The following is a 22,381-nucleotide window of genomic DNA, read 5'->3' as shown; positions in this document are numbered from 1 at the left end:
GACGAGTTCGAGGCGCTGACCACCCGCAAGGCCACTTCGTTGACCTGCTCGGTGGCTGACGAGACTTCGCGGATCGAGCCGTGGATGCGCTCGACGAAGCGGTTGAACGCAACGCCCAGGGTGCCGAATTCATCATGGTTCTGGATGGTCAGGCGGCGGGTCAGGTCGCCCTCACCGTCGGCGATGTCCTGCATGGCGCGGGTCATGACGTGCAATGGCTGGATCAACAAGCGGATCAGCATGCCGAGCAGGGCGATGATCACGGTCACGGCAATCACCGTGGCGACGATTGCCGAAGTGCGGAACTCGCTGAGCATCGCGAAGGCGGTGTCCTTGTCCACGGACAGGCCGATGTACCAGTTGACCGATGGCAGGCCCTTGATCTGGCTGAAGGTGAAAATGCGCGTCTTGCCGTCCACCTCGACTTCGCTGAAGTCGCTGCCGATGCGCGGGGTGCTGTGCGGATAAGCCTCGCTGAGGGACTTCATCACCAGGGATTTGTCCGGGTGCACCAGGATCTTGCCGTCGGCGTTGACCAGGAAGGCATAACCCATGCCGTCGAAGTCCACGGCCTTGAGGTTGTCGATCAGGGTCTGCAGGCTCAGGTCGCCGCCCACCACCCCGACATTGCTGCCGGCTTTTTTCGAGGCGCTGGCTATGGAAATAATGGTCTGGCCGGTGGCCGCATCGACATAGGGTTCGGTCAGCGTGGCGCTGGCGCTGTTCTGCGCGCCGGTGTACCAGGGCCGACCGCGCGGGTCGAAACCGTCGGGCATTTTCACATCGGGACGGATGGTGAAGCTGCCACCGGCATTGCCCAGGTAGGAGGCCATGAAGGTCGAAGTCAGGGCTTTTTGTTCCAGCAACTCGGCGACGTGCGCATCATCGGCATTGATGGCGATGTTCTGCGCCAGGTTATCGATCAGAAGAATGCGCCCGGACAGCCAGGTCTGAATGTTGCTCGCGGTGACATCCCCCATTTCATTGAGGTAGCTGTCGAGGTCCTGGCGAATTGCATTGCGCTGCAGATAATCGTTGTACAGCGTAAATGTGGCGAACGCGGCAATGACGATAAGGGCGGCGGCAAGCAGGATTTTGTGGCTGAAGCGCAGATTGTTGTTCATGGCTTGTGGTGTCCGCTAATGTCTTATTGTGTGGGGCGTGTTGCGACAAAAAAGCGCGCACGATAGGCGCTGTGGCACATAAGCTGATATTTCCGTGGATCCTTAGGGAATTATCTGACCTGATATTCAGTCTGGTCTCTCGCTTATCTCTATCGGCTGTGTAGGACCAAAGCTTAATCATGGGTGACAAAATGCCTGATTCATTAAAACTCGTTATTGGTGCCGACCTTCAGGGCCAGCCGATTGCCCAGGCCATGCGCCTGGCCAACCGCCACGGATTGGTGGCGGGTGCCACCGGGACCGGGAAGACCGTCACCCTGCAACGCCTGGCCGAGGCGTTCAGTGATGCCGGGGTCGCGGTGTTTGCCGCTGACATCAAGGGCGACCTCTGCGGGCTGGGGGCGGTGGGTAATCCCCAGGGCAAGGTGGCCGAGCGGATTGCCGGCATGCCATGGCTCAACTACCAGCCGGCGGCCTATCCAGTGACGTTGTGGGATATCCACGGGCAGTCTGGTCATCCGTTGCGTACAACCTTGAGTGAAATGGGCCCGTTGTTGCTCGGCAGCCTGCTGGAGTTGACGGACAGCCAGCAGTCGGCGCTGTATGCCGCCTTCAAGGTGGCCGATCGCGAGGGCTTGTTGCTGCTCGACCTCAAGGATCTCAAGGCCCTGCTCAACCACCTCAAGGACAACCCCGAACTGCTTGGCGATGACGCCGCCCTGATGACCACCGGTTCCAGTCAGGCGCTGTTGCGGCGCCTGGCCACCTTGGAGCAGCAGGGTGCCGAGGCGCTGTTCGGCGAGCCGGCGTTGCAACTGCAGGACATCCTCGCCCCGGCCAGCGATGGTCGCGGGCGCATCCATCTGCTGGACGCCAGCCGCCTGGTGCATGAGGCGCCGAAGGTCTACGCGACCTTCCTGCTGTGGTTGCTGGCCGAACTGTTCGAGCAACTGCCGGAGCGCGGCGACGCCGAGAAACCGCTGCTGGCGTTGTTTTTCGATGAGGCGCACTTGCTCTTTGCCGGCACGCCCAAGGCCTTGCAGGAACGTTTGGAGCAGGTGGTGCGGTTGATCCGTTCCAAGGGCGTGGGGGTGTATTTCGTCACCCAGTCGCCGGGCGACTTGCCGGATGACGTGCTGGCCCAGCTGGGTTTGCGCATCCAGCACGGGTTGCGGGCATTTACCGCCAAGGAGCAGAAATCCCTGAAGGCGGTGGCGGACGGTTTCCGCCCCAACCCGGCGTTCAGCGCCCTGCAAGTGCTGACCGACCTGGGGATTGGCGAGGCATTGGTCGGGACCCTGCAAGAGAAGGGCACGCCGGAGATGGTCCAGCGGGTGCTGGTGGCGCCGCCGCAATCGCGTATCGGGCCATTGAGCGAAGCTGAACGTGCCGCGCTGATTGCCAGCTCACCGTTGGTCGGGCGTTACGACAAGCCGATCGACCGCGAGTCGGCCTATGAAGTGCTGGTGGGGCGCAAGGGCCTGGCGCCGGAGGCCGAGGCCGTGCCGGACAAGCCGGCGGCAGAGGAGCCGAGCTTCACTGAGCAGGCCGGCGAGTTTCTCGGCACCGCCGCCGGGCAAGCGCTGAAGTCGGCGATGCGCCAGGCGGCTAACCAGTTGGGCCGGCAGTTGGTGCGCGGGTTGATGGGATCGTTACTGGGGGGCAGCAAGCGTCGCTGACGGTGTTTGTCGGAGCGCCGGGCGGCGCTCCGCTTGCTCGTGATGGCTTTCGCCGTGTCACCGCAAAGGTGGCGGTCTAGCGCTGTCGCTAGCCTGCTCCCACCTTCATAAATGAATTGTGCTCAGGCCTTGGGCTTGGCGTGTGCCGCCAGGCGCTCCAGGGCTGCTCGCAGATTGGGGTCGGTAATCCCGTCGGCCGTGGCCTGGATGGTGGCCGCCGCGTCGCTGGACAGGTCCATGGTGTGGCCGGCCGCTCCTTGCTGCACGGTGGGCGGTTGAACCTTGAACAGAATCCGCGTCAGGCTGGCGAACTCGTCGAAGGCCTGCAATTGACGTTGCAGGCGTTTTTGCTGGTAGCGCAAGCGGGTGGCCCAGTGTCCGTCGGTGACGATCAACAGCAGGCTGCCTTCGCGCCAGGAGGCGACGTGGCAATGTTCGCGGGCTGCCGGCTGTAATTGGCTTTCGAGCAAGCGCTGCAGATGACCGAGGCGTTGTGCGTGGCCAAATATGGCTTTTAACGGTTTGGCTTCGCGTAGCAGAACGGCGGGTGCTCTGGCCGTAAGAGGGCGAAATGCCATGATCAGACACCTGAAGTAACAGAGCCGCCATGGTAGCAGAAAGCGCCGGATCCGCCCGAGCCATTGCTTTGTTACCGCTTTACTCATTAAATCAATGAGTAACTTCTGCTGCAAATGGCTTGAAGTTCAGTAAAAAGCCCTTATTTTAAGTGAGCCCCGTCACAACGCTGTGCCAGCATCGTGGAATAACGCCACTTTCCTCACCATCGTTTCCGGGTAGAATGCTCGTTCGCATGCGGCCATGAGGGCTGCTCGGGCGACTCACGGGGCCGCCCTCCATCCCTTTAGTGTGGAAGATCCTGCCGATATGTTTGCGCCTTTGTTAAAGAAACTTTTTGGAAGCAAGAATGAGCGTGAAGTCAAACGCATGCTCAAGACGGTGCAACTCGTCAATGCCTTCGAAGAGCGAATGGTGGCCCTTTCGGACGATCAATTGCGTGCCAAGACAGACGAGTTCAAGGCCCGCTTCGCCAAAGGGGAGACCCTCGACAAGCTGCTGCCAGAGGCCTTTGCGGTAGCCCGCGAAGCCGGCAAGCGCGTCATGGGCATGCGCCACTTCGACGTCCAGTTGATCGGCGGCATGACCTTGCACGAAGGCATGATTGCCGAAATGCGTACCGGTGAAGGCAAGACCCTGGTGGCGACACTGGGCGTTTACCTCAACGCACTGTCCGGCAAAGGCGTGCACGTGGTCACGGTGAACGACTACCTGGCCCGCCGCGATGCCAACTGGATGCGTCCGCTCTATGAATTCCTCGGCCTGACGGTCGGCGTGGTCACGCCGTTCCAGCCGCCGGAAGAAAAGCGCGCGGCCTACGCCTGCGACATCACCTACGGCACCAACAACGAATTCGGTTTCGACTACCTGCGCGACAACATGGCGTTCAGCATGGAAGAAAAATTCCAGCGCGAACTCAATTTTGCCGTGATCGACGAAGTCGACTCGATCCTCATCGACGAAGCCCGTACCCCACTGATCATTTCCGGTCAGGCCGAAGACAGCTCCAAGCTCTACATCGAGATCAACAAGCTGATCCCGCAACTGGAGCTGCATGTCGAGGAAGTGGAAGGCGTCGTCACCAAGGCCGGTCACTACAGCGTCGACGAGAAGACCCGCCAGGTCGAACTCAACGAAGCCGGTCACCAATACATCGAAGAAGTGCTGACCCGCATCGGCCTGCTGGCTGAAGGCGAGAGCCTGTACTCGGCGCACAACCTGGGTCTGTTGACCCACGTGTATGCCGGCCTGCGCGCGCACAAGCTGTTCCACCGCAACATCGAATACATCGTGCAGGATGGCCAGGTAGTCCTGGTCGACGAACACACCGGCCGTACCATGCCGGGCCGTCGTTTGTCCGAAGGCCTGCACCAGGCCATCGAGGCCAAGGAAAACCTGAACATCCAGGCCGAGAGCCAGACCCTGGCATCGACCACCTTCCAGAACTACTTCCGTCTGTACAACAAACTGTCCGGCATGACCGGTACAGCCGACACCGAAGCGTTCGAATTCCATCAGATCTATGGCCTGCAGGTCATGGTCATCCCGCCGAACAAGCCGCTGGCGCGTAAAGACTACAACGACCTGGTGTTCCTCACCGCGGACGAGAAGTACGCCGCCATCGTCACCGACATCAAGGAAAGCATGGCCGCGGGGCGCCCGGTTCTGGTGGGCACCGCGACCATCGAAACTTCCGAGCACATGTCGCGCCTGCTCGATAAGGAAGGCATCGAGCACAAGGTTCTGAACGCCAAGTTCCACGAAAAGGAAGCCGAGATCATTGCCCAGGCCGGTCGCCCAGGCGCGCTGACCATTGCCACCAACATGGCCGGTCGTGGTACCGACATCCTGTTGGGCGGTAACTGGGAAGTGGAAGTGGCTTCCCTGGAAAACCCGACGCCGGAACAGATCGCCCAGATCAAGGCCGACTGGCAGAAGCGTCACCAGCAAGTGCTCGAGTCGGGCGGCCTGCAGGTGATTGCCTCGGAACGTCACGAATCGCGCCGTATCGACAACCAGTTGCGTGGTCGTGCCGGTCGTCAGGGTGATGCCGGCTCCAGCCGCTTCTACCTGTCGCTGGAAGACAGCCTGATGCGTATTTTTGCCTCTGACCGGGTGAAAAACTTCATGAAGGCCCTGGGCATGCAGCCTGGCGAAGCGATCGAGCACCGCATGGTGACCAACGCCATCGAAAAGGCCCAGCGCAAGGTTGAAGGTCGTAACTTCGACATCCGCAAGCAATTGCTGGAGTTCGACGACGTCAACAACGAACAGCGTAAAGTGATCTATCACATGCGTAACACGTTGCTGGCCGCCGACAACATCGGTGAGACCATCGCCGACTTCCGCCAGGACGTACTCAACGCCACCGTTTCGGCGCACATTCCTCCGCAGTCGCTGCCTGAGCAGTGGGACGTTGCCGGTCTGGAAGCAGAATTGGAAAGCGGTTTCGGGGTGAAGCTGCCGATCCAGCAATGGCTCGACGAAGACGATCACCTGTACGAAGAGACCCTGCGCGAGAAGCTGATGCAAGAGCTGATCGCCGCCTACAACGAAAAAGAAGACCAGGCGGGCGCCGAAGCCCTGCGCACCTTCGAGAAGCAAATCGTGTTGCGCGTGCTGGACGACCTGTGGAAAGACCACCTGTCGACCATGGACCACCTGCGTCACGGTATCCACCTGCGTGGCTACGCCCAGAAGAACCCGAAGCAGGAATACAAGCGCGAGTCGTTCACGCTGTTCTCCGAGCTGCTGGATTCGATCAAGCGCGACTCGATCCGGGTCTTGTCCCACGTTCAGGTACGCCGCGAAGATCCGATCGAAGAAGAGCAACGCCTGCGTCAGGAAGCCGAGGCGCTGGCCGCCCGCATGCAGTTCCTGCACGACGAAGCGCCTGGCCTGGAGCAACCGGAGCTGTTGGGTGAAGAAGTCGATGTGGCCCTCGCCACCGCGCCGGTACGCAACGAGCAGAAGCTGGGCCGCAACGAGCTGTGCTACTGCGGTTCGGGCAAGAAGTTCAAGCATTGCCACGGGCAGATCCAGTAAAACCCGTCGTCAACGCTGAAATACCCGCGCCGCGACCGGCATCAGCCGTCGCGGCGTTTTACCATTCGAAGCACCAACGCCGCGCGCCGAAAAGCGTGGCGATCCGGGTGCAGACATTATCTAGTGAGGAGCGCATTCATGGCTGTTGGTCTTGGTCCTTTGCCTACGTTGCACCCGGTTGCCGGTTTTGAACTCGGTATCGCTTCGGCTGGCATCAAGCGCCCTGGGCGCAAGGATGTCGTGGTCATGCGCTGTGTCGAAGGCTCGACCGTCGCCGGGGTGTTCACCTTGAACGCCTTCTGCGCCGCGCCGGTGATCCTGGCCAAGCAACGGGTCCAGGGCGCGGTGCGTTACCTGCTGACCAACACCGGCAACGCCAACGCTGGCACCGGTGAGCCGGGCCTGGCGGCCGCCGAGCGGACCTGCGCCAAACTGGCCCAACTGACCGGCGTCGACGCGAGCCAAGTGCTGCCGTACTCCACTGGGGTGATCGGCGAACCGCTGCCGGTGGAGAAAATCGAAGGCGCGTTGCAGGCGGCCCTCGATGACCTGTCGCAAAACAACTGGGAAGCCGCGGCCACCGGGATCATGACCACTGACACCCTGCCCAAGGGCGCCAGCCGGCAGTTCCAGCACGACGGCGTGACCATCACCGTAACCGGCATCAGCAAAGGCGCCGGGATGATTCGTCCGAACATGGCGACCATGCTGGGCTACATCGCCACCGACGCCAAGGTGTCCCGCGAAGTGCTGCAGAACCTGCTGCTGGACGGCGCGAACAAGTCGTTCAACCGCATCACCATCGATGGCGATACCTCGACCAACGACTGCTGCATGCTGATCGCTACCGGCCAGGCGGCCCTGCCGGAAATCACCGAGGCCAGCGGTCCGTTGTTCGCGGCGCTCAAGCAAGCGGTGTTCGAGGTGTGCATGGACGTGGCGCAGGCCATCGTGCGTGACGGCGAAGGGGCGACCAAGTTCGTCACCGTAGAAGTCAACGGCGGTGGCAATCACCAGGAATGCCTGGACGTCGGCTACACCGTGGCGCACTCGCCGCTGATCAAGACCGCGCTGTTCGCCTCCGACCCGAACTGGGGCCGGATCCTCGCCGCCGTCGGCCGTGCCGGCGTGCCGGACCTGGACGTGAGCAAGATCGACGTGTTCCTTGGCGAGGTGTGCATCGCCAGCCGTGGCGCACGCGCAGCCAGCTACACCGAAGCCCAGGGCTCGGCGGTGATGCAGCGTGAGGAAATCACCATTCGCATCGAACTGGGCCGTGGTGACTGCAGCGAAACCATCTGGACCACCGACCTGTCCCACGAGTACGTGAAGATCAACGCCGAATACCGCACCTGACGCACTCCGGGCAGGCCTTGCTCCTCCTATAGGAGCAAGGCCTGCCACTTGTCCCCTCAGCCAAAGGTCCCCGAACATGAGCTACCACCTGATCATCGGCGACAAACTGCATTCCTCCTGGTCCCTGCGCGGTGCCCTGGCACTGGATCTCGCTGGCGCGACCTACACCGAAGAACTGATCAAACTCAACCAGCCTGATACCCGCGAGCGGTTGCTCAAGCATTCGCCGACGGCCAAGGTGCCTCTGCTCAAGACCGAGCACGGGACCATTGCCGACTCGCTGGCGATTGCCGAGTACCTGGTCGAGCGTTTCCCGGATGCTGGGCTCTGGCCCAAGGACATCGCTGCTCGCGCCCAGGCGCGTTCGGCGTGTGCACAGATGCACAGCGGCTTTTTTGCCATGCGCGGCAACATGCCGTTTGACCTGAGCCGTGACGCGCCACTGACGCCGATGCCGGCCGAGGTACAGGCAGAGATCCAGCGGATGCTGGCGCTGTGGGCCGAGTGCCGCGCCGCCGCCACTGAAGCCGGGCCGTTCCTGTTCGGCACGGTCAGCCTGGCCGATGCGTTTTTTGCCCCGATTGCCGTGCGTTTGCGCACCTATCGGGTCGAACTGCCGGCGGCCGACGCGGCCTATGTCGAGACGATTTACCAATGGCCAGCCTTCAAGGCCTGGCAGCAAGCCGGCCTGGAGGAAGTAGCGCGGTGAAACGAGTCCATGTAGCCGCAGCGGTGATCCGCGATGCCAGCGGCAAGATCCTGATCGCGCGTCGCGCCGATAGCCAGCACCAGGGCGGTCTTTGGGAGTTTCCCGGGGGCAAGGTCGAGGAGGGCGAGTCGGTTCAGGCCGCGCTCGCCCGCGAATTGCAGGAGGAGCTGGGTATCGGCGTCACGGCCGCACGGCCGTTGATCAAGGTCCAGCATGATTATCCGGATAAGCAGGTGCTGCTGGACGTCTGGGAGGTGTCGGCCTTCAACGGCGAACCCCACGGTGCCGAAGGCCAGCCATTGGCCTGGGTCACTGCACGGGAGCTGGGCGACTACGAATTTCCCGCGGCCAACCAGCCGATCGTTGCGGCGGCGCGCTTGCCCGCTGAATATCTGATTACCCCAGAGGACCTGGAAACCCCGGCCCTGCTGCGCGGAATCCAGAAAGCCATCGCCGGCGGCATCAAGCTGATCCAGCTGCGGGCCCCCAACGGTTACGACCCCAAGTACCGCGATCTGGCGGTGGATGCGGTCGGCTTGTGCGCTGGCAAGGCACAATTGATGCTCAAGGGGCCGTTCGAGTGGTTGGGGGATTTCCCCTCGGCCGGTTGGCACATCACGGCGGCACAACTGCGCAAGTACGCCAGTGCCGGGCGTCCGCTGCCGGCTTCGCGCTGGTTGGCGGCGTCCTGTCATAACGCCGAGGAGTTGAGCCTGGCCGAGCAGATGGGCGTGGACTTTGTCACCCTGTCGCCGGTACAACCGACCCAGACTCATCCTGACGCTGTGCCATTGGGCTGGGAGCAGGCTTCGCAGTTGATCGCCGGTTTCAGCAAGCCGGTGTTCCTGCTGGGCGGGGTCGGTCCTGAAGAGCGGCAGAAGGCCTGGGACGCAGGGGCCCAGGGTGTCGCAGGGATTCGGGCGTTCTGGCCTGGGGCCTGATGGGGTGTTGCGGGCCTCTTCGCCGGCAAGCCGCTCCTATTGTGGGAGCGGGCTTGCCCGCGATGACGGCCTTGAATACGCGGCTAGTCTACGGGGTTAAGCCTCTGGTTTAGCCGCCGCCTGCCACAGAATCTCGCTGACCCCCTGGCGCTTGGCAATCAGGCGTGCCGCCACGAATAGCAGATCCGACAAACGATTGATGTAGGCCAGGCCCACCCCGGCCAAAGGCTCGATTGCATTCAACTGTTGGCAACGGCGTTCGGCACTGCGGGCCAGGCTGCGGCAGACGTGGGCCTGGGCGATCAGCGCCGAGCCACCTGGCAAAATGAAATTCTCCAGTGGCCCCAGTTCCTCGTTCCAGCTATCGATGGCCGACTCCAGGCGTTCGACTTCCGCCCCATTCAGTGCCTGGTACACCGGCATCGCCAGTTCGCCACCGAGGTCGAACAGGCGATGCTGGCACGGCTCCAGGACTTCGCTGACTTGCCTCAGGCCAGGATAGACCTCGCTCTGCTCAGCCAGTGCCGCCAGCAGCAGGCCGAGCTGGCTGTTGAGGGTGTCGACTTCGCCGATGGCTTCGACGCGCGGATGGTCCTTGGGTACGCGGCGACCGTCGCCCAGCCCGGTTTCGCCGGCGTCGCCGGTGCGGGTGTAAATCTTCGACAGGCGAAAGCCCATGCTTAGCGCTCCAGTTGTTTGAGTTCGTGAGAGGCGAGGGGGGAGCCGGCCAGGGGTAGGCGCAAAGTGAAGCAGGTGCCTTGGCCCAGGGTCGACTGCACTTCCATCTGGCCTTTGTGGTTGTTGGTGATGATGAAGTACGACACCGAAAGCCCCAGGCCTGTGCCCTGGCCGATTTCCTTGGTGGTGAAGAAGGGTTCGAAGGTGCGTTTGCGCACGTTTTCGCTCATGCCGATACCGTTGTCTTCGACCTGGATCTCGGCCCAGGGCGGGTTCAGGCGGGTGCGCAGGATGATGCGCCCGGGTTCGCTGTCGTCTTCGCGCAGGTGAATCGCCTGGGCTGCGTTTTTCAGCAGGTTGAGCAGCACTTGTTCCAGCTCGTTGGCAGTGCCGGGCACCGGCCCCAGTTGCGGGTCGAACTGGCGAATGATGGCCTGGCCCTTGAAGTCGAAGCCAATGGCCAGGTCGAAGTCGTTGCCGGCAATCTCCACGGCCTGGTCGATCAGGGCCGGCAGGTCGCAAGGGGCCATCTGCCGGTTGCTGCGGCGGCTGAAGCTGAGCATATGGGTGACGATCTTCGCGGCGCGGGCTCCGGCCTGCTGGATGCCATCCAGCAGTTGTGGGACTTCCCGGCTTTGCAGGTACTGATTGACGTTATCCAGTTCGACACCAACCTGCTCGGCGGTCTCGAGGTTTCTTGGCAACTCGTTCGACAGGCGGCGGCGGATGTTTTGCACGTTGTGCAGGATGGCGCCCAGGGGGTTGTTGATTTCGTGGGCCATACCCGCCGCCAGGCCGCCGACCGAAAGCATCTTCTCCGACTGCACCATCATTTCTTCCAGGGACAGGCGCTGGGTGATGTCGTCGATCCGAATCACCACGCCGCGCCCAGCCCCACCCATCAGCGGATAGAAGGTCAGGGCGTAGTGCTTGGCTTCATCGTCCTTGACCCAGGTGACCCGTTCGATCTTGACCACGCTGTGCTGCTCGACGGTTTCCTTGAGCTGCGGCAGGAACGGCTTGAGCGGCTCAAAGGCGAGGAAGATCGGCTGGTTCAGCGCTTCGTCCAGGCGGGTCCCGGAAAGCGCGCTGGCCTCCTGGTTCCACTGGGTCACGTAAAGTTGCTCATCGAGGGCGATCAACGCCGAGGGCATGGAATCGATGATGCTGTTGAGGTAGTTCTGGAACCCGGTGAGCTTCTTCTCGATCTTGCTGCGTACCTGGACTTCCAGCTCCAGCTTGCGGTTGGTGTGCCGGGTTTCCTCGGCGAGGCCCTGGGCCTGGTCGTAGGCGGCCTGGGAGTCGTCGCGGGCGCGCTTGAGTTGTTGTTCACGGGCTTCGATGCGCGAAAGCATGGTGTTGAAGGCTTCGGCGAGGCTGCCGATTTCATCGAGGTTGCCCCGGGAGGCACGTAGCGCGTAGTTCTCCTCGCGGGTGACCTGGCGCGACAGCTCTTCGAGTTGATGGATGGGCTGGGTGATCAGTCGTTTGATCTGCTGGGCGATCAGCAGCCACAGCAGCACGCTGAAAATCAGGATCCCCAGGCTGGCGGTGAACGTGCCCGTGTAGAACGCCACCGGCAATTCGCTACTGGCCACCAGCAGCAAATGACCGGGCTCCTGGCCCGGGCGCAGCAGGGTGATCACTTGATTACTGCGAAACTCGGTGGCTTGCCAGCCTTCGATATGGCGATAGCGCTTGGGCAGCTCAAGGGGGTCGCCCCGTTGCACCTGGGCCAACAGTCGACCCTGGGCGTCGTACAGCGCGGCGGCGCGCAACGGCGTATAGCTGTTGAGTTCGTTGAGCAGTTTTTCCCCATCCGCGGGCGAGTTCAGGGCCTGGCTGGCGATCGACGGGTTGGCGACCAATCGGCCGATGGTCTGCAGGGCTTGTGGCGCCATGCTTTCCTGGGAGATCCAATAGGCGGCGCTGATAAAGGTCAGGTTGGCCACCAGCAGGACGGTGATCAACAGCACCAACAGGGCAGCCAGCAGTTTCTGGCCGACCGGTAGGTTTTCAAGGCGCTGGCGCAAGGGCATCGGGGTCGTCGCTGAAGTAGAACAGGAGGCCAGCGTAGCCGCTGCTCAGTCGCTGGGCAATCCGCGTGTGCGCAGGTGGGTCATCAGGCGCTGCTGCAGCTGGTTGAGGTGTGGCAGCACCAGTTGGTGGCGTGTGGCGACCTCGCAGGCGTGGCCCAGCAGGTAGCTGATTTCGGTGCGGCGCTGGTTGGCCACGTCCTGGTACATGGACGAGTAGTTGGCTGCGGTGGCCAGGATCACCCGCTCGACTTCCTGCTGCAGGTCTTGCGCCGCCGCGGGCTGGCCACAGCGTTCGAGCAATTGGGCAAGTTCGCTGCACAGGGTGGCGACTTCGCACTGGTGCTGCTGCAGGCCGCCATTGCGGCAATCGTGGAGCACCGTCAACGGATTGATCGCACAGTTGAGCGCCAGTTTGCGCCACAGCCGGGTCAGGATGTCCACGCTCCAGGCATGGGGGATGCCGGCGGCATCAAGGTCGTCGAGCCAGATCGGTGCCACTGGGTGGCGGCTATCGCCGAGCCAGGTGTAGCCATGGCCGGCGAACACCACCCGCCAATCGCCATCACGAAACGCGCCTTCGGTACTTGAGGCAAAAATACAGCGCGCCTGGGGCACCCGTGCGGCGACGGCGTCCTGGCTGCCGAGGCCGTTCTGCAGCAGGATCAACTCGGCGTCAGGGGTCAGGCGATGGGCCAGTTGCGCGACGGCGGCCTCGGCGTCGTAGGCCTTGCAAGCCACCAGCAGGCGCTCGATCGGCGCGTCGTTGTCGAGGGTTTCGGCCGGCACCGGATAACGCTGGGCCTGGCCCTGTTCCACCAGGGTCAGGCCGCCGGCCGCCTGATATGCCTGCAAGCGTGCCCTATCGCGCACGATCAACCGCACCGGCAGGCCGGCGCGCGCCAGGCGAGTGGCCCACAGGGTGCCGAGGCTGCCTGCGCCGAGGATATGCCAGGTGGTCGACATCAGTTTTGTGCTCTGATTGGCAGGTGCATGTGCGGCTCGCAGATTCGAATGGGCAAGACCCGTTATAATCAGCGCGGATTTTAACCGCAAGCCAGGCGTGCACCTGAGTTATTGTGCGCGGCCATTTTTTATTGGAGAGATTACATGCCGTCGTTCGACGTGGTATCCGAACTGGACAAACACGAAGTCACCAACGCGGTCGAAAACGCCGTCAAGGAACTCGACCGTCGTTATGACCTGAAAGGCAAAGGCAGCTTCGAGTTCAAGGAAAAGGACCTGACCGTCAACCTGACCGCCGAGGCCGACTTCCAGCTCGAGGCGATGATCGAGATCCTCAAGCTGGCACTGGTCAAGCGCAAGATCGACGTACAGTGCCTTGAGGTCAAGGACGCCTACGCCTCTGGCAAGCTGGTGAAGCAGGAAGCCGTCCTCAAGGAAGGCATCGACAAAGAGCTGGCGAAGAAGATCGTGGCTCACGTCAAGGACGCCAAGCTCAAGGTCCAGGCTGCCATCCAGGGCGAGCAGGTACGCATCACCGGCAAGAAGCGCGATGACCTGCAAGATGCGATCGCCGCATTGCGCGCCAAGGAATTCGGCATGCCGCTGCAGTTCAACAACTTCCGCGACTGATCAGTCATCGGGGAACCTCTCGGCGTAATTGACGTCCGAGGCCCAAGCAACAGCAGAAATGATTGAGCCCTGAACGGTTCGATCTTTCTGCTGCTTGGTTTTTAAGTGCCGGGTAGCCGGGAATCAGGAGAGAAAGATGGATTTGAATGCTGAAGTGGACAACCTGGTCAAGGCTTCCCAGGCCTGGATCCCGATGATCATGGAATACGGCAGCCGGGTGCTGCTGGCGGTCCTTACCCTGGCCATTGGCTGGTGGTTGATCAACAAGCTGACCCACAAGGTCGGCAAACTGCTGGCGCTGCGCAATGCCGACCTGGCTTTGCAGGGGTTTATCAGCAGCCTGGCGAACATCGTCCTCAAGGTACTGCTGGTCGTCAGTGTCGCGTCGATGATCGGTGTCGAGACCACCTCCTTTGTCGCTGCCATCGGTGCCGCAGGCCTGGCCATTGGCCTGGCGTTGCAAGGCAGCCTGGCGAACTTCGCCGGTGGGGTGCTGATTCTGCTGTTCCGCCCGTTCCGTATCGGCGACTTCATTGAAGCCCAGGGCACGGCGGGTACTGTCGACAGCATCCAGATCTTCCACACGATCATCCGTACTGGCGACAACAAGACAGTCATCGTGCCTAACGGCGTGCTGTCCAACGGCATCATCACCAACACCAACCGTCAGTTGACTCGCAAAGTCGTGTTCGATGTGGGCGTGGACTACGAAGCGGACCTGCAGAAGGCGCGTGCCGTACTGCTGGAACTGGCCAAGGATGCGCGGGTACTGGCCGATCCTGAGCCGGTGGCCGTGGTTTCGGTCCTGGGTGACAGCTCGATCACACTATCGCTGCGAGTCTGGGTGAAGACCGCAGACTACTGGGATGTGATGTTCCACTTTAATGAACACTCCCGTGATCGCTTGAAAGCGGCGGGTATTGATATTCCGTTTCCGCAGCGCGTGATTCGAGTAGTTCAAGAAACTGCGTAAAGTAAAAGCTCTACAGCTTGGCTTGCTGGCCAGGCAGTGAGTTGGAACCCAAGGGGCGATAAACCCCTTGGGTTTTTTTATATCGGTAGTTTGCAAATAGAGTGGCTGCTTACTATTAGCTTGCTACTCAATTGCTCTTGATGAATGTTTGTACTTGTCATCAAGTTGCAATAAAAAAGCCCCCCACCTTTTCAGGTGAGGGGCTTTTATTTGAGCCAGGCTCAAGACGCTAGGCAATAACCACTGATTACAAAATGTTCAGAGGGTATTCAGCGATGATACGCACGTCGTTGTTGTCGGCGGTGTATTCAGCGTTGTAAGCGTTGTTTGCACGGTAGATTGCGCTACGCAGACGCAGGGACAGATCCTTGGCCGGACCTTCCTGGAACACATACTTCGTTTCGAAGTTGAATTCGTGTTCCTTACCTTCGGAACCGCTGGCGGTATCGATGTTGTTACCGTAGACATAACGGGACATGAAGCTCAGGCCAGGCACGCCGTAGGTGGCCATGTTCAGGTCATAACGAGCCTGGTACGACTTCTCGTCCTTGCCGATGAAGTCGGAGATCTGGATGGAGTTGGCTACGAAGATCGTGCCGTTACCATCAACGCCGTACAGGTAGTTGGTGTCACCGGAAGACTGCTGGTAGCCCAGGGTGAATTTGTGCGCGCCCAGGCTGTAGGCAGCTGCCAAGCTCCACAGTTTGTTGTCCAGAGGGCCGTACAGCGCTGCACCCTGGTCTTTGGTCTTGTAGGCGTTCAGGTCGAAGTTCAGCGACTGATCGTCATTGATCGGCAGGGTGTAGTTGGCGTTGATGTATTGCTTCTTGAAGTAGTCGTCTACGTCGGAAGCAGCAAAGCCGGCTACGAAGTTATCGGTGAACTGGTAGGTAGCACCACCGATGTTGGCGCTGGTCAGGCCAGGTGTGTGTGCACCGTTGATGCTGTCCTTGCCCATGCCAGTCTGCGAGCTCAGCGCAGTCAAGCGACCCAGGTTGACTTCCAGGCCCTTGATTTCTTTACTGGTGATGATGGTGCCTTCAGCAACTTCTGGCAGCAGGCGGCTGTCGTCAGTCGAGAAAACCGGGCTGGCAACGAATTGACGGCCGTATTTCAGAGTGGTGTCGGAGAGACGGAACTTGATTGCCGCGCCGCTTTTCGATTGGGTATCTTCCGGGTTGCCATCGCTGTCGCGGGCAAACAGACCGTTACCAGCACGACCTGCACCGCCATCAAGCTTGGCAGTACCCATTACCATGGCGTCCAGACCTACGCCGATGGTGCCTTGAGTGAAGCCGGACTCGTAGGTAATCAGTTCGCTGATACCGGTGTCCTGACGATAGCCGCTCTTGTAGCCGCCACCTGGCTTGGCAATGTTGCCAGCACCGTTACGGAAGTCGCGGTTCATGTACTCGATACGAGTCTTGGCTTTCAGACTTTGGTCTTCAATAAAGCCTTTGGCTTCGTCCTGGGAGGACGCGATTGCGAACTGCGAGGTGCCTGCTGAAACAGCCAGTGCGATCATGCTCCACTTCATCACGCGCATCGTGATTTGCTCCTTTGGTTTTTTTGAAGAGTTCTGCCGTCCCACCTGTTTTTTTATCTGGGCGGCTCTTTCTTTTTGTGTCGGCGCAAACTTATATCACGCCGACAATGTTGGCGATACTTGCGCTTTCAACCTTTCAGCTTCTTTACGGCCCTGTCGCAATATGCGCGTTGGAGGTCGTATTTTTGCAAAATCTGTGCATTCGGACTGACAACTTCAGCGTTGTTTTACAAGGCTTGTACGTCAGAAAAAGTGTCCTTGTCTTGCACTTGAATCTCCGTGGGCTTCCGTGCCGCTATTGTTATGGGTCTAAAGGGTTCCACTTCCAGCGGACGCCTTATAGACGATGTGGGAATGAATGCAACAAGCGTGCACAAATCGGCTTTTTGCCTGCGTTTTTTTCTGAAACGCCCGTTTTAACTCACAAAACCGAATAAACACGGGGTCTTCGAGACCGTTTTGTTTGCGCTTGACTCCGTAGCTCTTCTGGTGTTGCACCATGACTGTGCATGGGTGAGAACACAAAATGTTACCGGTTCACCCTTTGGGGTGTGTAAACGGCGGATGCTCGGAGAAATCAGCTTAGACGTGGATGGAATTTTTGCCGGTTTTTTTTCGGCATTTGCATGGGCTTCACACTTTTGCCGAGGTTGGCCCGGGTCCAGGAGGGGGGGCGCTGTTGGGGCTGCACGGCGGTAGTTCCTTCATGGTGCGTGCAGATGGCAAATGTCCTGTGCTGGGGCGTTTACCGGGTAGGGAGCCCCACGGCGTCTGGTTTTACGCGTGTGGCGCTGATTTTTCGCCGTGAACCGTATCGGGTTCGCGGGTATGCTGCGCATGTATGGCCGGCGCAGCAGCCTCGAGGGCTGGCGCCAGGCCCCAATCATCGACTATGCAGGAGTGCCCGCGGTGTTTGCTTTGGATTCACGACTTGAACAAGACACCCTGACCATTGGGGATTTCCCGCTCAGCCGCTTGCTGTTGTCCAATGACTCGAATTATCCCTGGTTCATCCTGGTTCCGCGCCGTGCGGATATCAGTGAGTTGTTTCAGTTAGAGGCGGCCGATCAACAGCAGTTGTGGCGGGAAACAACACTGTTGGCCGAAACACTCAAGGATTCGTTCGACGCCGACAAGTTGAATGTGGCGACCTTGGGTAATGTGGTCAGTCAGTTGCACATGCATGTCATCGTGCGTAAACGTGAGGACGCTGCCTGGCCGGCTCCGGTCTGGGGCAAGCACCCGGCACGCCCCTATACCGCCGAGCAAGTGGCGGCGATTCGTGAGCGGCTGCGTCTGGTGTTGAGCGATGGTTTCACGTTTCTGGAGGGTTGAGTCATGAGCCTGGAAGAGCGCGTTATGGACCTGGAAAGTCGCCTGGCGTTTCAGGATGACGCCATCGAGGCGATGAATGATGTGTTGGTGACCCAGCAGCGGGTTGTCGAGCGACTGCAGTTGCAGATGAACGCGCTGCTCAAGCGTCAGGAAGAAATGGCCGGCCAGTTCGAGACGTTCGAAGAGGACGCGCCGCCGCCGCACTATTGAGTGTCAGTGGCCAATACCGATTGGCAGGCAATAAAAAACCGCGAGCAGCCTGGCTGCATCGCGGTTTTTTTTCGAGCGGGTAACGAGGTCGGGATCAGCGACGCGGCAGGGCCGCGATCACGTCTTCCGCTTGCAGGCCTTTATCCCGGTTCATCACCGAGAACTCCACGCGCTGGCCTTCGACCAGGACGCGGTGACCCTCGCCACGAATGGCGCGAAAGTGCACAAAAATATCATCCCCGGAGTCGCGGGAAATGAAACCGAAACCCTTGGAGGTGTTGAACCACTTCACGGTGCCGGTATCCCGGTTGGTCATGTCGTAGTTCTGATGAGTCGCGGCAGCGGGTGAAGACTTGTAGAAGCTGGTGGCCAGATGCAGCAGGACTGCGACCAATGCAACGATGAGGCTGAACAGCACCGCGGGGTGACCGCCGATTTCCGGCATCGGTGCCAGCAGGGTCAGGGTTTGCAGGACAACGGCAAGCACCAGCAAGGCGCTGACCAGGTTTTGCAGTTGATGGCGAGGACCTTTGTTCCAGTACGGGATCACCGGAGCGAGGGTCAGGTTGAGCAGACCGAAGAACGCCAGGTACAGCGCGTCAGGTTGTTGCAGGTAAGGTACGGCTTCGGTTCGCAAGCTAGGAATGAAGGACAACAGCAAAGCTGCTGCGCCCGTTAGCAGGTGGACGATTTTCAACATTTTAATTGACTCACGTTAAGACGGATCGCAAGGAAGAGCTGATTGAGTACGGTTCGCTTCTGAACAATGGGAGGCGGTGGACACGCACCCGGTATCAGCCTATGCACAGCACGCGGGGAAATAGCGGCAGTGACACGGCGTCTATTTAACAGCAAAGACCGTACCTTCTCAAATCAGCGCGGAGGGCGCGTGCTCCGGGGTGGCCGGCGATTTGCGCGAGGGCGTTGGGCGGTGGTGGCCGAAGGCTTGTTTTAGACGCTTCAAGCCGTATTTACGGGCGCCGATCGGTCATCACCGGCGCGACCGGCACAGGGCCGGGACTCTTGCTACAGTGAGGGCGCACCTGTGCAACGGACTTCATCACCGACAAGGGGAACAGCATGGCAATTGATATTGGTATCAGCGAGACGGATCGCAAGTCCATCGTCGATGGGCTTTCGCGCTTGCTGTCGGACACGTATGTGCTCTATCTGAAAACCCATAACTTCCACTGGAATGTCACAGGGCCGATGTTTCGTACCCTGCATTTGATGTTCGAAGAACAATACAACGAGTTGGCCCTGGCCGTGGACCTGATTGCCGAGCGTATTCGTGCATTGGGTTTTCCGGCCCCTGGCGCCTATTCAATCTACGCGCGACTTTCTTCCATTAAAGAAGAGGAGGGGGTGCCCAGCGCCGAAGAGATGATCCAGCAACTTGTCCAGGGGCAGGAAGCGGTCACCCGTACAGCACGCGGGATATTCCCGCTGCTGGAAAAAGTCAGCGACGAACCCACCGCAGATCTGCTCACGCAACGCATGCAAGTTCATGAGAAAACTGCCTGGATGCTGCGCTCGCTGTTGGACGGCCAGTAGTCCCGGCCTGGCTGATGGTGTCGGCTTTTCGGCACCATCAGCGTGGGGTGTCGTGCCCGGACCTATGAAAGCTCCCGGGTGTTGATGGCGCGTTTCCCAGGCTCTTGCGGGACTCTTCCTGCGCCATCTTTCCGTTTCGTTGTTGCACGTAGGGGAGTGTTAATAGTCTTGTTGCTGCTGTCGGCTTGTCCTACATCAGTGGTTATAAAGGCATATGGAAATATGTTTTTGCTTACGTTTTTATAGCGACACGGAGCGTTGTTATAAATGGAATGGCAAAGGAGTGTCAGTTATATGATTGGAATCTTAGCGTCAGAAGCCGATGAAGTTGCTAGGCCTCAGGATATAAAGATTGATCCCTTCGTTCGTGAGTTTGACATGGGCCTGGCACAGCCGCAGGCCAGGTCGGTGCGCTTGAATGGGTTCGCCACCTGCCTGCGGCTGGAGCAGGTCTACTGGAATATCCTGGGCAGTATTGCGAGGAATAATTGCTGTTCGGTCAACGCCTTGCTGTCCCGGGTTGATCGCGAAGTACATCTGCGTCATGGCGGGGTGAAGAACTTCAGTGGCCTGGTCCGGGTGATGTGTGTAGTGCACAGCTTGAACCAGGGTGCTGTGGGCGTTGAATGACGCAGGGGTGTCGGGGCAGGACGGCCGGCACGCCCAAGTGCCGGCCGTCCATCTGCCCCGGATGCGGTCCCTGTGCAGCGTTACGGCTGCACAGGCTCGATTTAATCGATATAATCCCGCTCTTTGCCGCCAAACCCATTGTTTGCGCGGGATGAACCTGATCGCCGAGACAACCCCATGCCGATGTACGACTATCAATGTGCTTCCTGTGGTCATCAGTTGGAAGCCATTCAGAAGATCAGCGCAGCACCGTTGGTCGACTGCCCTGCCTGCCAGGCACCCGAACTGAAAAAAATGTTGTCGATGCCGGGCTTCCGCCTGAGCGGTACCGGTTGGTACGAAACCGACTTCAAGACCGGGTCGAAGAAGAATCTGGCCGGTGGCGACAAAGCTGACTAAGTTGAACGACACACCGAGCTCTTGCATTATCTGGCACTTCATTCAAGTGCGGCGGTGCAGCAAGACCTCCCATCGAATTTCGAATTACGAGAAGTGAAACCACTACCATGATGCGCAGCCATTATTGCGGCCAACTGAACGAAAGCCTGGAAGGTCAGGAAATTACCCTTTGCGGATGGGTCCATCGTCGTCGTGACCACGGCGGGGTGATTTTCCTCGATATCCGTGATCGTGATGGTCTGGCCCAAGTGGTATTCGATCCGGATCGCGCCGAGAGCTTCGCCGCCGCCGATCGCGTGCGCAGCGAATACGTGGTCAAGATCACCGGCAAGGTACGCCTGCGTCCGGCCGGTGCCACCAACGCCAACATGGCCTCGGGCATGATCGAAGTCCTGGGTTACGAGCTTGAAGTGCTGAACGAAGCGGAAACCCCGCCGTTCCCACTCAACGAGTTCTCCGACGTCGGCGAAGAAACCCGCCTGCGTTATCGCTTCCTCGACCTGCGTCGCCCGGAAATGCTCGAGAAGCTGCGCCTGCGTTCGCGCATGACCACCAGCATTCGTCGTTTCCTCGACGAGAACGGCTTCCTCGACGTCGAGACGCCGATCCTGACCCGCGCCACGCCAGAGGGCGCTCGTGACTATCTGGTCCCGAGCCGTACCCACGCCGGTTCGTTCTTTGCGTTGCCGCAATCGCCACAGCTGTTCAAGCAACTGCTGATGGTCGCTGGCTTCGACCGCTACTACCAGATCGCCAAGTGCTTCCGTGACGAAGACCTGCGCGCTGACCGCCAGCCGGAATTCACCCAGATCGACATCGAAACCAGTTTCCTCGATGAAAACGAGATCATGGGCATCACCGAAAAAATGATCCGCAACCTGTTCAAGGAAGTGCTGGATCTGGAATTCGGTGAATTCCCGCACATGACCTTCGAAGAAGCCATGCGCCGTTACGGTTCCGACAAGCCGGACCTGCGTAACCCGCTGGAACTGGTAGACGTTGCCGACCAGCTTAAAGAAGTCGATTTCAAAGTCTTCAGCGGCCCGGCCAACGATCCGAAATGCCGGATTGCCGCACTGCGCGTTCCTGGTGCAGCGAGCATGCCGCGCAAGCAGATCGACGACTACACCAAGTTCGTCGGCATCTACGGTGCCAAGGGCCTGGCGTACATCAAGGTCAACGAGCGCGCCAAGGGCGTCGAAGGCCTGCAGTCGCCTATCGTCAAGAACATTCCTGAAGCTAACCTCAATGTGATCCTCGATCGCGTTGGCGCAGTTGACGGCGACATCGTGTTCTTCGGTGCCGACAAAGCCAAGATCGTCAGCGAAGCCCTGGGCGCATTGCGGATCAAGGTCGGTAATGACCTGGACCTGCTGACCTGCAAGTGGGCACCGATGTGGGTTGTCGACTTCCCGATGTTCGAAGAGAACGACGACGGCAGCTTCACCGCCTTGCACCACCCGTTCACCGCACCGAAGTGCACGCCGCAAGAGCTGGAAGCCAACCCGGCGACCGCGCTGTCGCGTGCCTACGACATGGTGCTAAACGGTACCGAGCTGGGTGGCGGTTCGATCCGTATCCACCGCAAGGAAATGCAGCAATCGGTGTTCCGCCTGCTGGGTATCAGCGAAGAGGAACAGGAAGAGAAATTCGGCTTCCTACTGGACGCCCTGAAGTACGGCGCACCGCCCCACGGCGGCCTGGCCTTTGGCCTTGACCGTCTGGTGATGCTGATGACCGGCGCCCAGTCTATCCGTGAAGTGATCGCGTTCCCGAAAACCCAGAGCGCGGCATGCGTGATGACCCAGGCCCCGGGCCTGGTGGATGCCAAGGCTCTGCGCGAGCTGCACATCCGTTTGCGCGAGCAGCCAAAGGCTGAGTAAGGCTGGCCACCCTGGCGTATCCGTGGATACGCCAGGGGTCAGATCCAGCGTGTATTGCCCGCTCGCCTTCCAGGGTGTGCGGGCATTGTTTTTAAGAGAATTCGGAGCGAG

General features: G+C 60.1%; 19 protein-coding genes and 1 pseudogene. 13 read left to right on the top strand and 7 right to left on the bottom strand.

What is annotated here, in order from left to right; translation table 11 throughout:
• Positions 1 to 92: 92 nt before the first annotated feature.
• Positions 93 to 1,124: pseudogene (locus PspS04_RS28180) on the bottom strand (HAMP domain-containing protein); the annotation flags it as partial.
• A gap of 191 nt (positions 1,125 to 1,315) precedes the next feature.
• On the opposite strand from PspS04_RS28180, the gene PspS04_RS21445 reads away from it, so the two are divergent.
• On the top strand, positions 1,316 to 2,803 hold the full coding sequence (locus PspS04_RS21445) for a helicase HerA-like domain-containing protein (RefSeq protein WP_159997645.1): 1,488 nt from the start codon (positions 1,316 to 1,318) through the stop codon (positions 2,801 to 2,803).
• A 122-nt stretch (positions 2,804 to 2,925) separates the two neighbouring features.
• Here PspS04_RS21445 and PspS04_RS21440 read toward each other — a convergent pair whose 3' ends face one another.
• Positions 2,926 to 3,381, bottom strand: coding sequence for a DUF721 domain-containing protein (locus tag PspS04_RS21440; RefSeq protein WP_095165711.1), 456 nt, complete (start codon positions 3,379 to 3,381; stop codon positions 2,926 to 2,928).
• Between the two features lie 307 nt (positions 3,382 to 3,688).
• On the opposite strand from PspS04_RS21440, the gene secA reads away from it, so the two are divergent.
• The 4 genes from secA to PspS04_RS21420 all read left to right on the top strand — a co-directional run bounded on the left by secA (position 3,689) and on the right by PspS04_RS21420 (position 9,430).
• Complete coding sequence (gene secA / locus PspS04_RS21435) at positions 3,689 to 6,424, top strand: preprotein translocase subunit SecA (protein WP_095165709.1); 2,736 nt, start codon at positions 3,689 to 3,691, stop codon at positions 6,422 to 6,424.
• A gap of 138 nt (positions 6,425 to 6,562) precedes the next feature.
• On the top strand, positions 6,563 to 7,780 hold the full coding sequence (gene argJ, locus PspS04_RS21430) for a bifunctional glutamate N-acetyltransferase/amino-acid acetyltransferase ArgJ (RefSeq protein ID WP_159997643.1): 1,218 nt from the start codon (positions 6,563 to 6,565) through the stop codon (positions 7,778 to 7,780).
• 76 nt (positions 7,781 to 7,856) lie between these two features.
• Complete coding sequence (locus PspS04_RS21425) at positions 7,857 to 8,489, top strand: glutathione S-transferase family protein (protein WP_159997641.1); 633 nt, start codon at positions 7,857 to 7,859, stop codon at positions 8,487 to 8,489.
• On the top strand, positions 8,486 to 9,430 hold the full coding sequence (locus tag PspS04_RS21420; RefSeq protein WP_159997639.1) for a Nudix family hydrolase: 945 nt from the start codon (positions 8,486 to 8,488) through the stop codon (positions 9,428 to 9,430). The genes PspS04_RS21425 and PspS04_RS21420 overlap by 4 nt, the downstream gene beginning before the upstream one ends.
• Before the next feature lie 96 nt (positions 9,431 to 9,526).
• Here PspS04_RS21420 and PspS04_RS21415 read toward each other — a convergent pair whose 3' ends face one another.
• From PspS04_RS21415 to PspS04_RS21405, 3 genes are read right to left on the bottom strand one after another with little or no spacing between them, the layout of a single operon-like run.
• Complete coding sequence (locus PspS04_RS21415; RefSeq protein WP_095165702.1) at positions 9,527 to 10,108, bottom strand: cob(I)yrinic acid a,c-diamide adenosyltransferase; 582 nt, start codon at positions 10,106 to 10,108, stop codon at positions 9,527 to 9,529.
• 2 nt (positions 10,109 to 10,110) lie between these two features.
• Positions 10,111 to 12,147, bottom strand: coding sequence for an ATP-binding protein (locus PspS04_RS21410; RefSeq protein ID WP_095165700.1), 2,037 nt, complete (start codon positions 12,145 to 12,147; stop codon positions 10,111 to 10,113).
• Between the two features lie 45 nt (positions 12,148 to 12,192).
• Positions 12,193 to 13,110 carry a putative 2-dehydropantoate 2-reductase gene (locus tag PspS04_RS21405; RefSeq protein WP_159997637.1) on the bottom strand — a complete coding sequence of 306 codons (918 nt, stop codon included), beginning with the start codon at positions 13,108 to 13,110 and terminating at the stop codon, positions 12,193 to 12,195.
• A 144-nt stretch (positions 13,111 to 13,254) separates the two neighbouring features.
• Here PspS04_RS21405 and PspS04_RS21400 point away from each other — a divergent pair, with 144 nt between their 5' ends.
• Together PspS04_RS21400 and PspS04_RS21395 are read left to right on the top strand one after the other, a co-directional pair.
• A complete protein-coding gene (locus tag PspS04_RS21400; RefSeq protein ID WP_095165697.1) occupies positions 13,255 to 13,740 on the top strand; it encodes a YajQ family cyclic di-GMP-binding protein in 486 nt (161 codons plus the stop codon).
• 136 nt (positions 13,741 to 13,876) lie between these two features.
• On the top strand, positions 13,877 to 14,713 hold the full coding sequence (locus tag PspS04_RS21395; RefSeq protein ID WP_095165695.1) for a mechanosensitive ion channel family protein: 837 nt from the start codon (positions 13,877 to 13,879) through the stop codon (positions 14,711 to 14,713).
• A gap of 247 nt (positions 14,714 to 14,960) precedes the next feature.
• On the opposite strand, the gene PspS04_RS21390 is transcribed toward PspS04_RS21395, so the two are convergent.
• Positions 14,961 to 16,259, bottom strand: a complete 1,299-nt coding sequence (locus PspS04_RS21390; RefSeq protein ID WP_159997635.1) for an OprD family porin — start codon at positions 16,257 to 16,259, stop codon at positions 14,961 to 14,963.
• A 909-nt stretch (positions 16,260 to 17,168) separates the two neighbouring features.
• Between PspS04_RS21390 and PspS04_RS21385 the strand changes: the two genes are divergently transcribed.
• A complete protein-coding gene (locus tag PspS04_RS21385) occupies positions 17,169 to 17,594 on the top strand; it encodes an HIT family protein (protein WP_095166122.1) in 426 nt (141 codons plus the stop codon).
• 3 nt (positions 17,595 to 17,597) lie between these two features.
• A complete protein-coding gene (locus PspS04_RS21380) occupies positions 17,598 to 17,804 on the top strand; it encodes a SlyX family protein (protein WP_159997633.1) in 207 nt (68 codons plus the stop codon).
• 94 nt (positions 17,805 to 17,898) lie between these two features.
• Here PspS04_RS21380 and PspS04_RS27965 read toward each other — a convergent pair whose 3' ends face one another.
• On the bottom strand, positions 17,899 to 18,504 hold the full coding sequence (locus PspS04_RS27965; protein ID WP_095165690.1) for a cold-shock protein: 606 nt from the start codon (positions 18,502 to 18,504) through the stop codon (positions 17,899 to 17,901).
• Positions 18,505 to 18,884: 380 nt separating this feature from the next.
• Here PspS04_RS27965 and PspS04_RS21370 point away from each other — a divergent pair, with 380 nt between their 5' ends.
• From PspS04_RS21370 to aspS, 4 genes are all read left to right on the top strand, one after another.
• Positions 18,885 to 19,358: a Dps family protein gene (locus PspS04_RS21370; RefSeq protein ID WP_095165688.1), complete on the top strand. Its 474-nt coding sequence runs from the start codon at positions 18,885 to 18,887 to the stop codon at positions 19,356 to 19,358.
• 294 nt (positions 19,359 to 19,652) lie between these two features.
• A complete protein-coding gene (locus PspS04_RS21365; protein ID WP_095165686.1) occupies positions 19,653 to 19,988 on the top strand; it encodes a ribbon-helix-helix domain-containing protein in 336 nt (111 codons plus the stop codon).
• 177 nt (positions 19,989 to 20,165) lie between these two features.
• Positions 20,166 to 20,387 (top strand): FmdB family zinc ribbon protein, encoded by a 222-nt coding sequence (locus PspS04_RS21360; RefSeq protein ID WP_010457489.1) that lies wholly within the window; start codon positions 20,166 to 20,168, stop codon positions 20,385 to 20,387.
• Between the two features lie 107 nt (positions 20,388 to 20,494).
• Positions 20,495 to 22,270, top strand: a complete 1,776-nt coding sequence (gene aspS, locus PspS04_RS21355) for an aspartate--tRNA ligase (RefSeq protein ID WP_095165685.1) — start codon at positions 20,495 to 20,497, stop codon at positions 22,268 to 22,270.
• The last annotated feature ends 111 nt before the right edge of the window (positions 22,271 to 22,381 follow it).

It is taken from the genome of Pseudomonas sp. S04, from assembly GCF_009834545.1.
In the GTDB taxonomy this organism is placed as follows: Bacteria; Pseudomonadota; Gammaproteobacteria; order Pseudomonadales; family Pseudomonadaceae; genus Aquipseudomonas.
The sequence above is the reverse complement of the archived record's forward strand: the minus strand, read 5'-3'. Positions and strand labels throughout refer to the sequence as shown.

What these genes read in the sequence shown, in the direction of transcription:
- PspS04_RS21400 (WP_095165697.1), top strand. Translation starts at nt 13,255, where the DNA reads ATGCCGTCGTTCGACGTGGTATCCGAACTGGACAAACACGAAGTCACC.
- PspS04_RS21440 (WP_095165711.1), bottom strand. Translation starts at nt 3,381, where the DNA reads ATGGCATTTCGCCCTCTTACGGCCAGAGCACCCGCCGTTCTGCTACGC.
- PspS04_RS21365 (WP_095165686.1), top strand. Translation starts at nt 19,653, where the DNA reads ATGATTGGAATCTTAGCGTCAGAAGCCGATGAAGTTGCTAGGCCTCAG.
- PspS04_RS21370 (WP_095165688.1), top strand. Translation starts at nt 18,885, where the DNA reads ATGGCAATTGATATTGGTATCAGCGAGACGGATCGCAAGTCCATCGTC.
- PspS04_RS21445 (WP_159997645.1), top strand. Translation starts at nt 1,316, where the DNA reads ATGCCTGATTCATTAAAACTCGTTATTGGTGCCGACCTTCAGGGCCAG.
- PspS04_RS21395 (WP_095165695.1), top strand. Translation starts at nt 13,877, where the DNA reads ATGGATTTGAATGCTGAAGTGGACAACCTGGTCAAGGCTTCCCAGGCC.
- PspS04_RS21360 (WP_010457489.1), top strand. Translation starts at nt 20,166, where the DNA reads ATGCCGATGTACGACTATCAATGTGCTTCCTGTGGTCATCAGTTGGAA.
- PspS04_RS21405 (WP_159997637.1), bottom strand. Translation starts at nt 13,110, where the DNA reads ATGTCGACCACCTGGCATATCCTCGGCGCAGGCAGCCTCGGCACCCTG.
- PspS04_RS21380 (WP_159997633.1), top strand. Translation starts at nt 17,598, where the DNA reads ATGAGCCTGGAAGAGCGCGTTATGGACCTGGAAAGTCGCCTGGCGTTT.
- PspS04_RS21425 (WP_159997641.1), top strand. Translation starts at nt 7,857, where the DNA reads ATGAGCTACCACCTGATCATCGGCGACAAACTGCATTCCTCCTGGTCC.
- argJ (WP_159997643.1), top strand. Translation starts at nt 6,563, where the DNA reads ATGGCTGTTGGTCTTGGTCCTTTGCCTACGTTGCACCCGGTTGCCGGT.
- aspS (WP_095165685.1), top strand. Translation starts at nt 20,495, where the DNA reads ATGATGCGCAGCCATTATTGCGGCCAACTGAACGAAAGCCTGGAAGGT.
- PspS04_RS27965 (WP_095165690.1), bottom strand. Translation starts at nt 18,504, where the DNA reads ATGTTGAAAATCGTCCACCTGCTAACGGGCGCAGCAGCTTTGCTGTTG.
- secA (WP_095165709.1), top strand. Translation starts at nt 3,689, where the DNA reads ATGTTTGCGCCTTTGTTAAAGAAACTTTTTGGAAGCAAGAATGAGCGT.
- PspS04_RS21390 (WP_159997635.1), bottom strand. Translation starts at nt 16,259, where the DNA reads ATGCGCGTGATGAAGTGGAGCATGATCGCACTGGCTGTTTCAGCAGGC.
- PspS04_RS21410 (WP_095165700.1), bottom strand. Translation starts at nt 12,147, where the DNA reads ATGCCCTTGCGCCAGCGCCTTGAAAACCTACCGGTCGGCCAGAAACTG.
- PspS04_RS21415 (WP_095165702.1), bottom strand. Translation starts at nt 10,108, where the DNA reads ATGGGCTTTCGCCTGTCGAAGATTTACACCCGCACCGGCGACGCCGGC.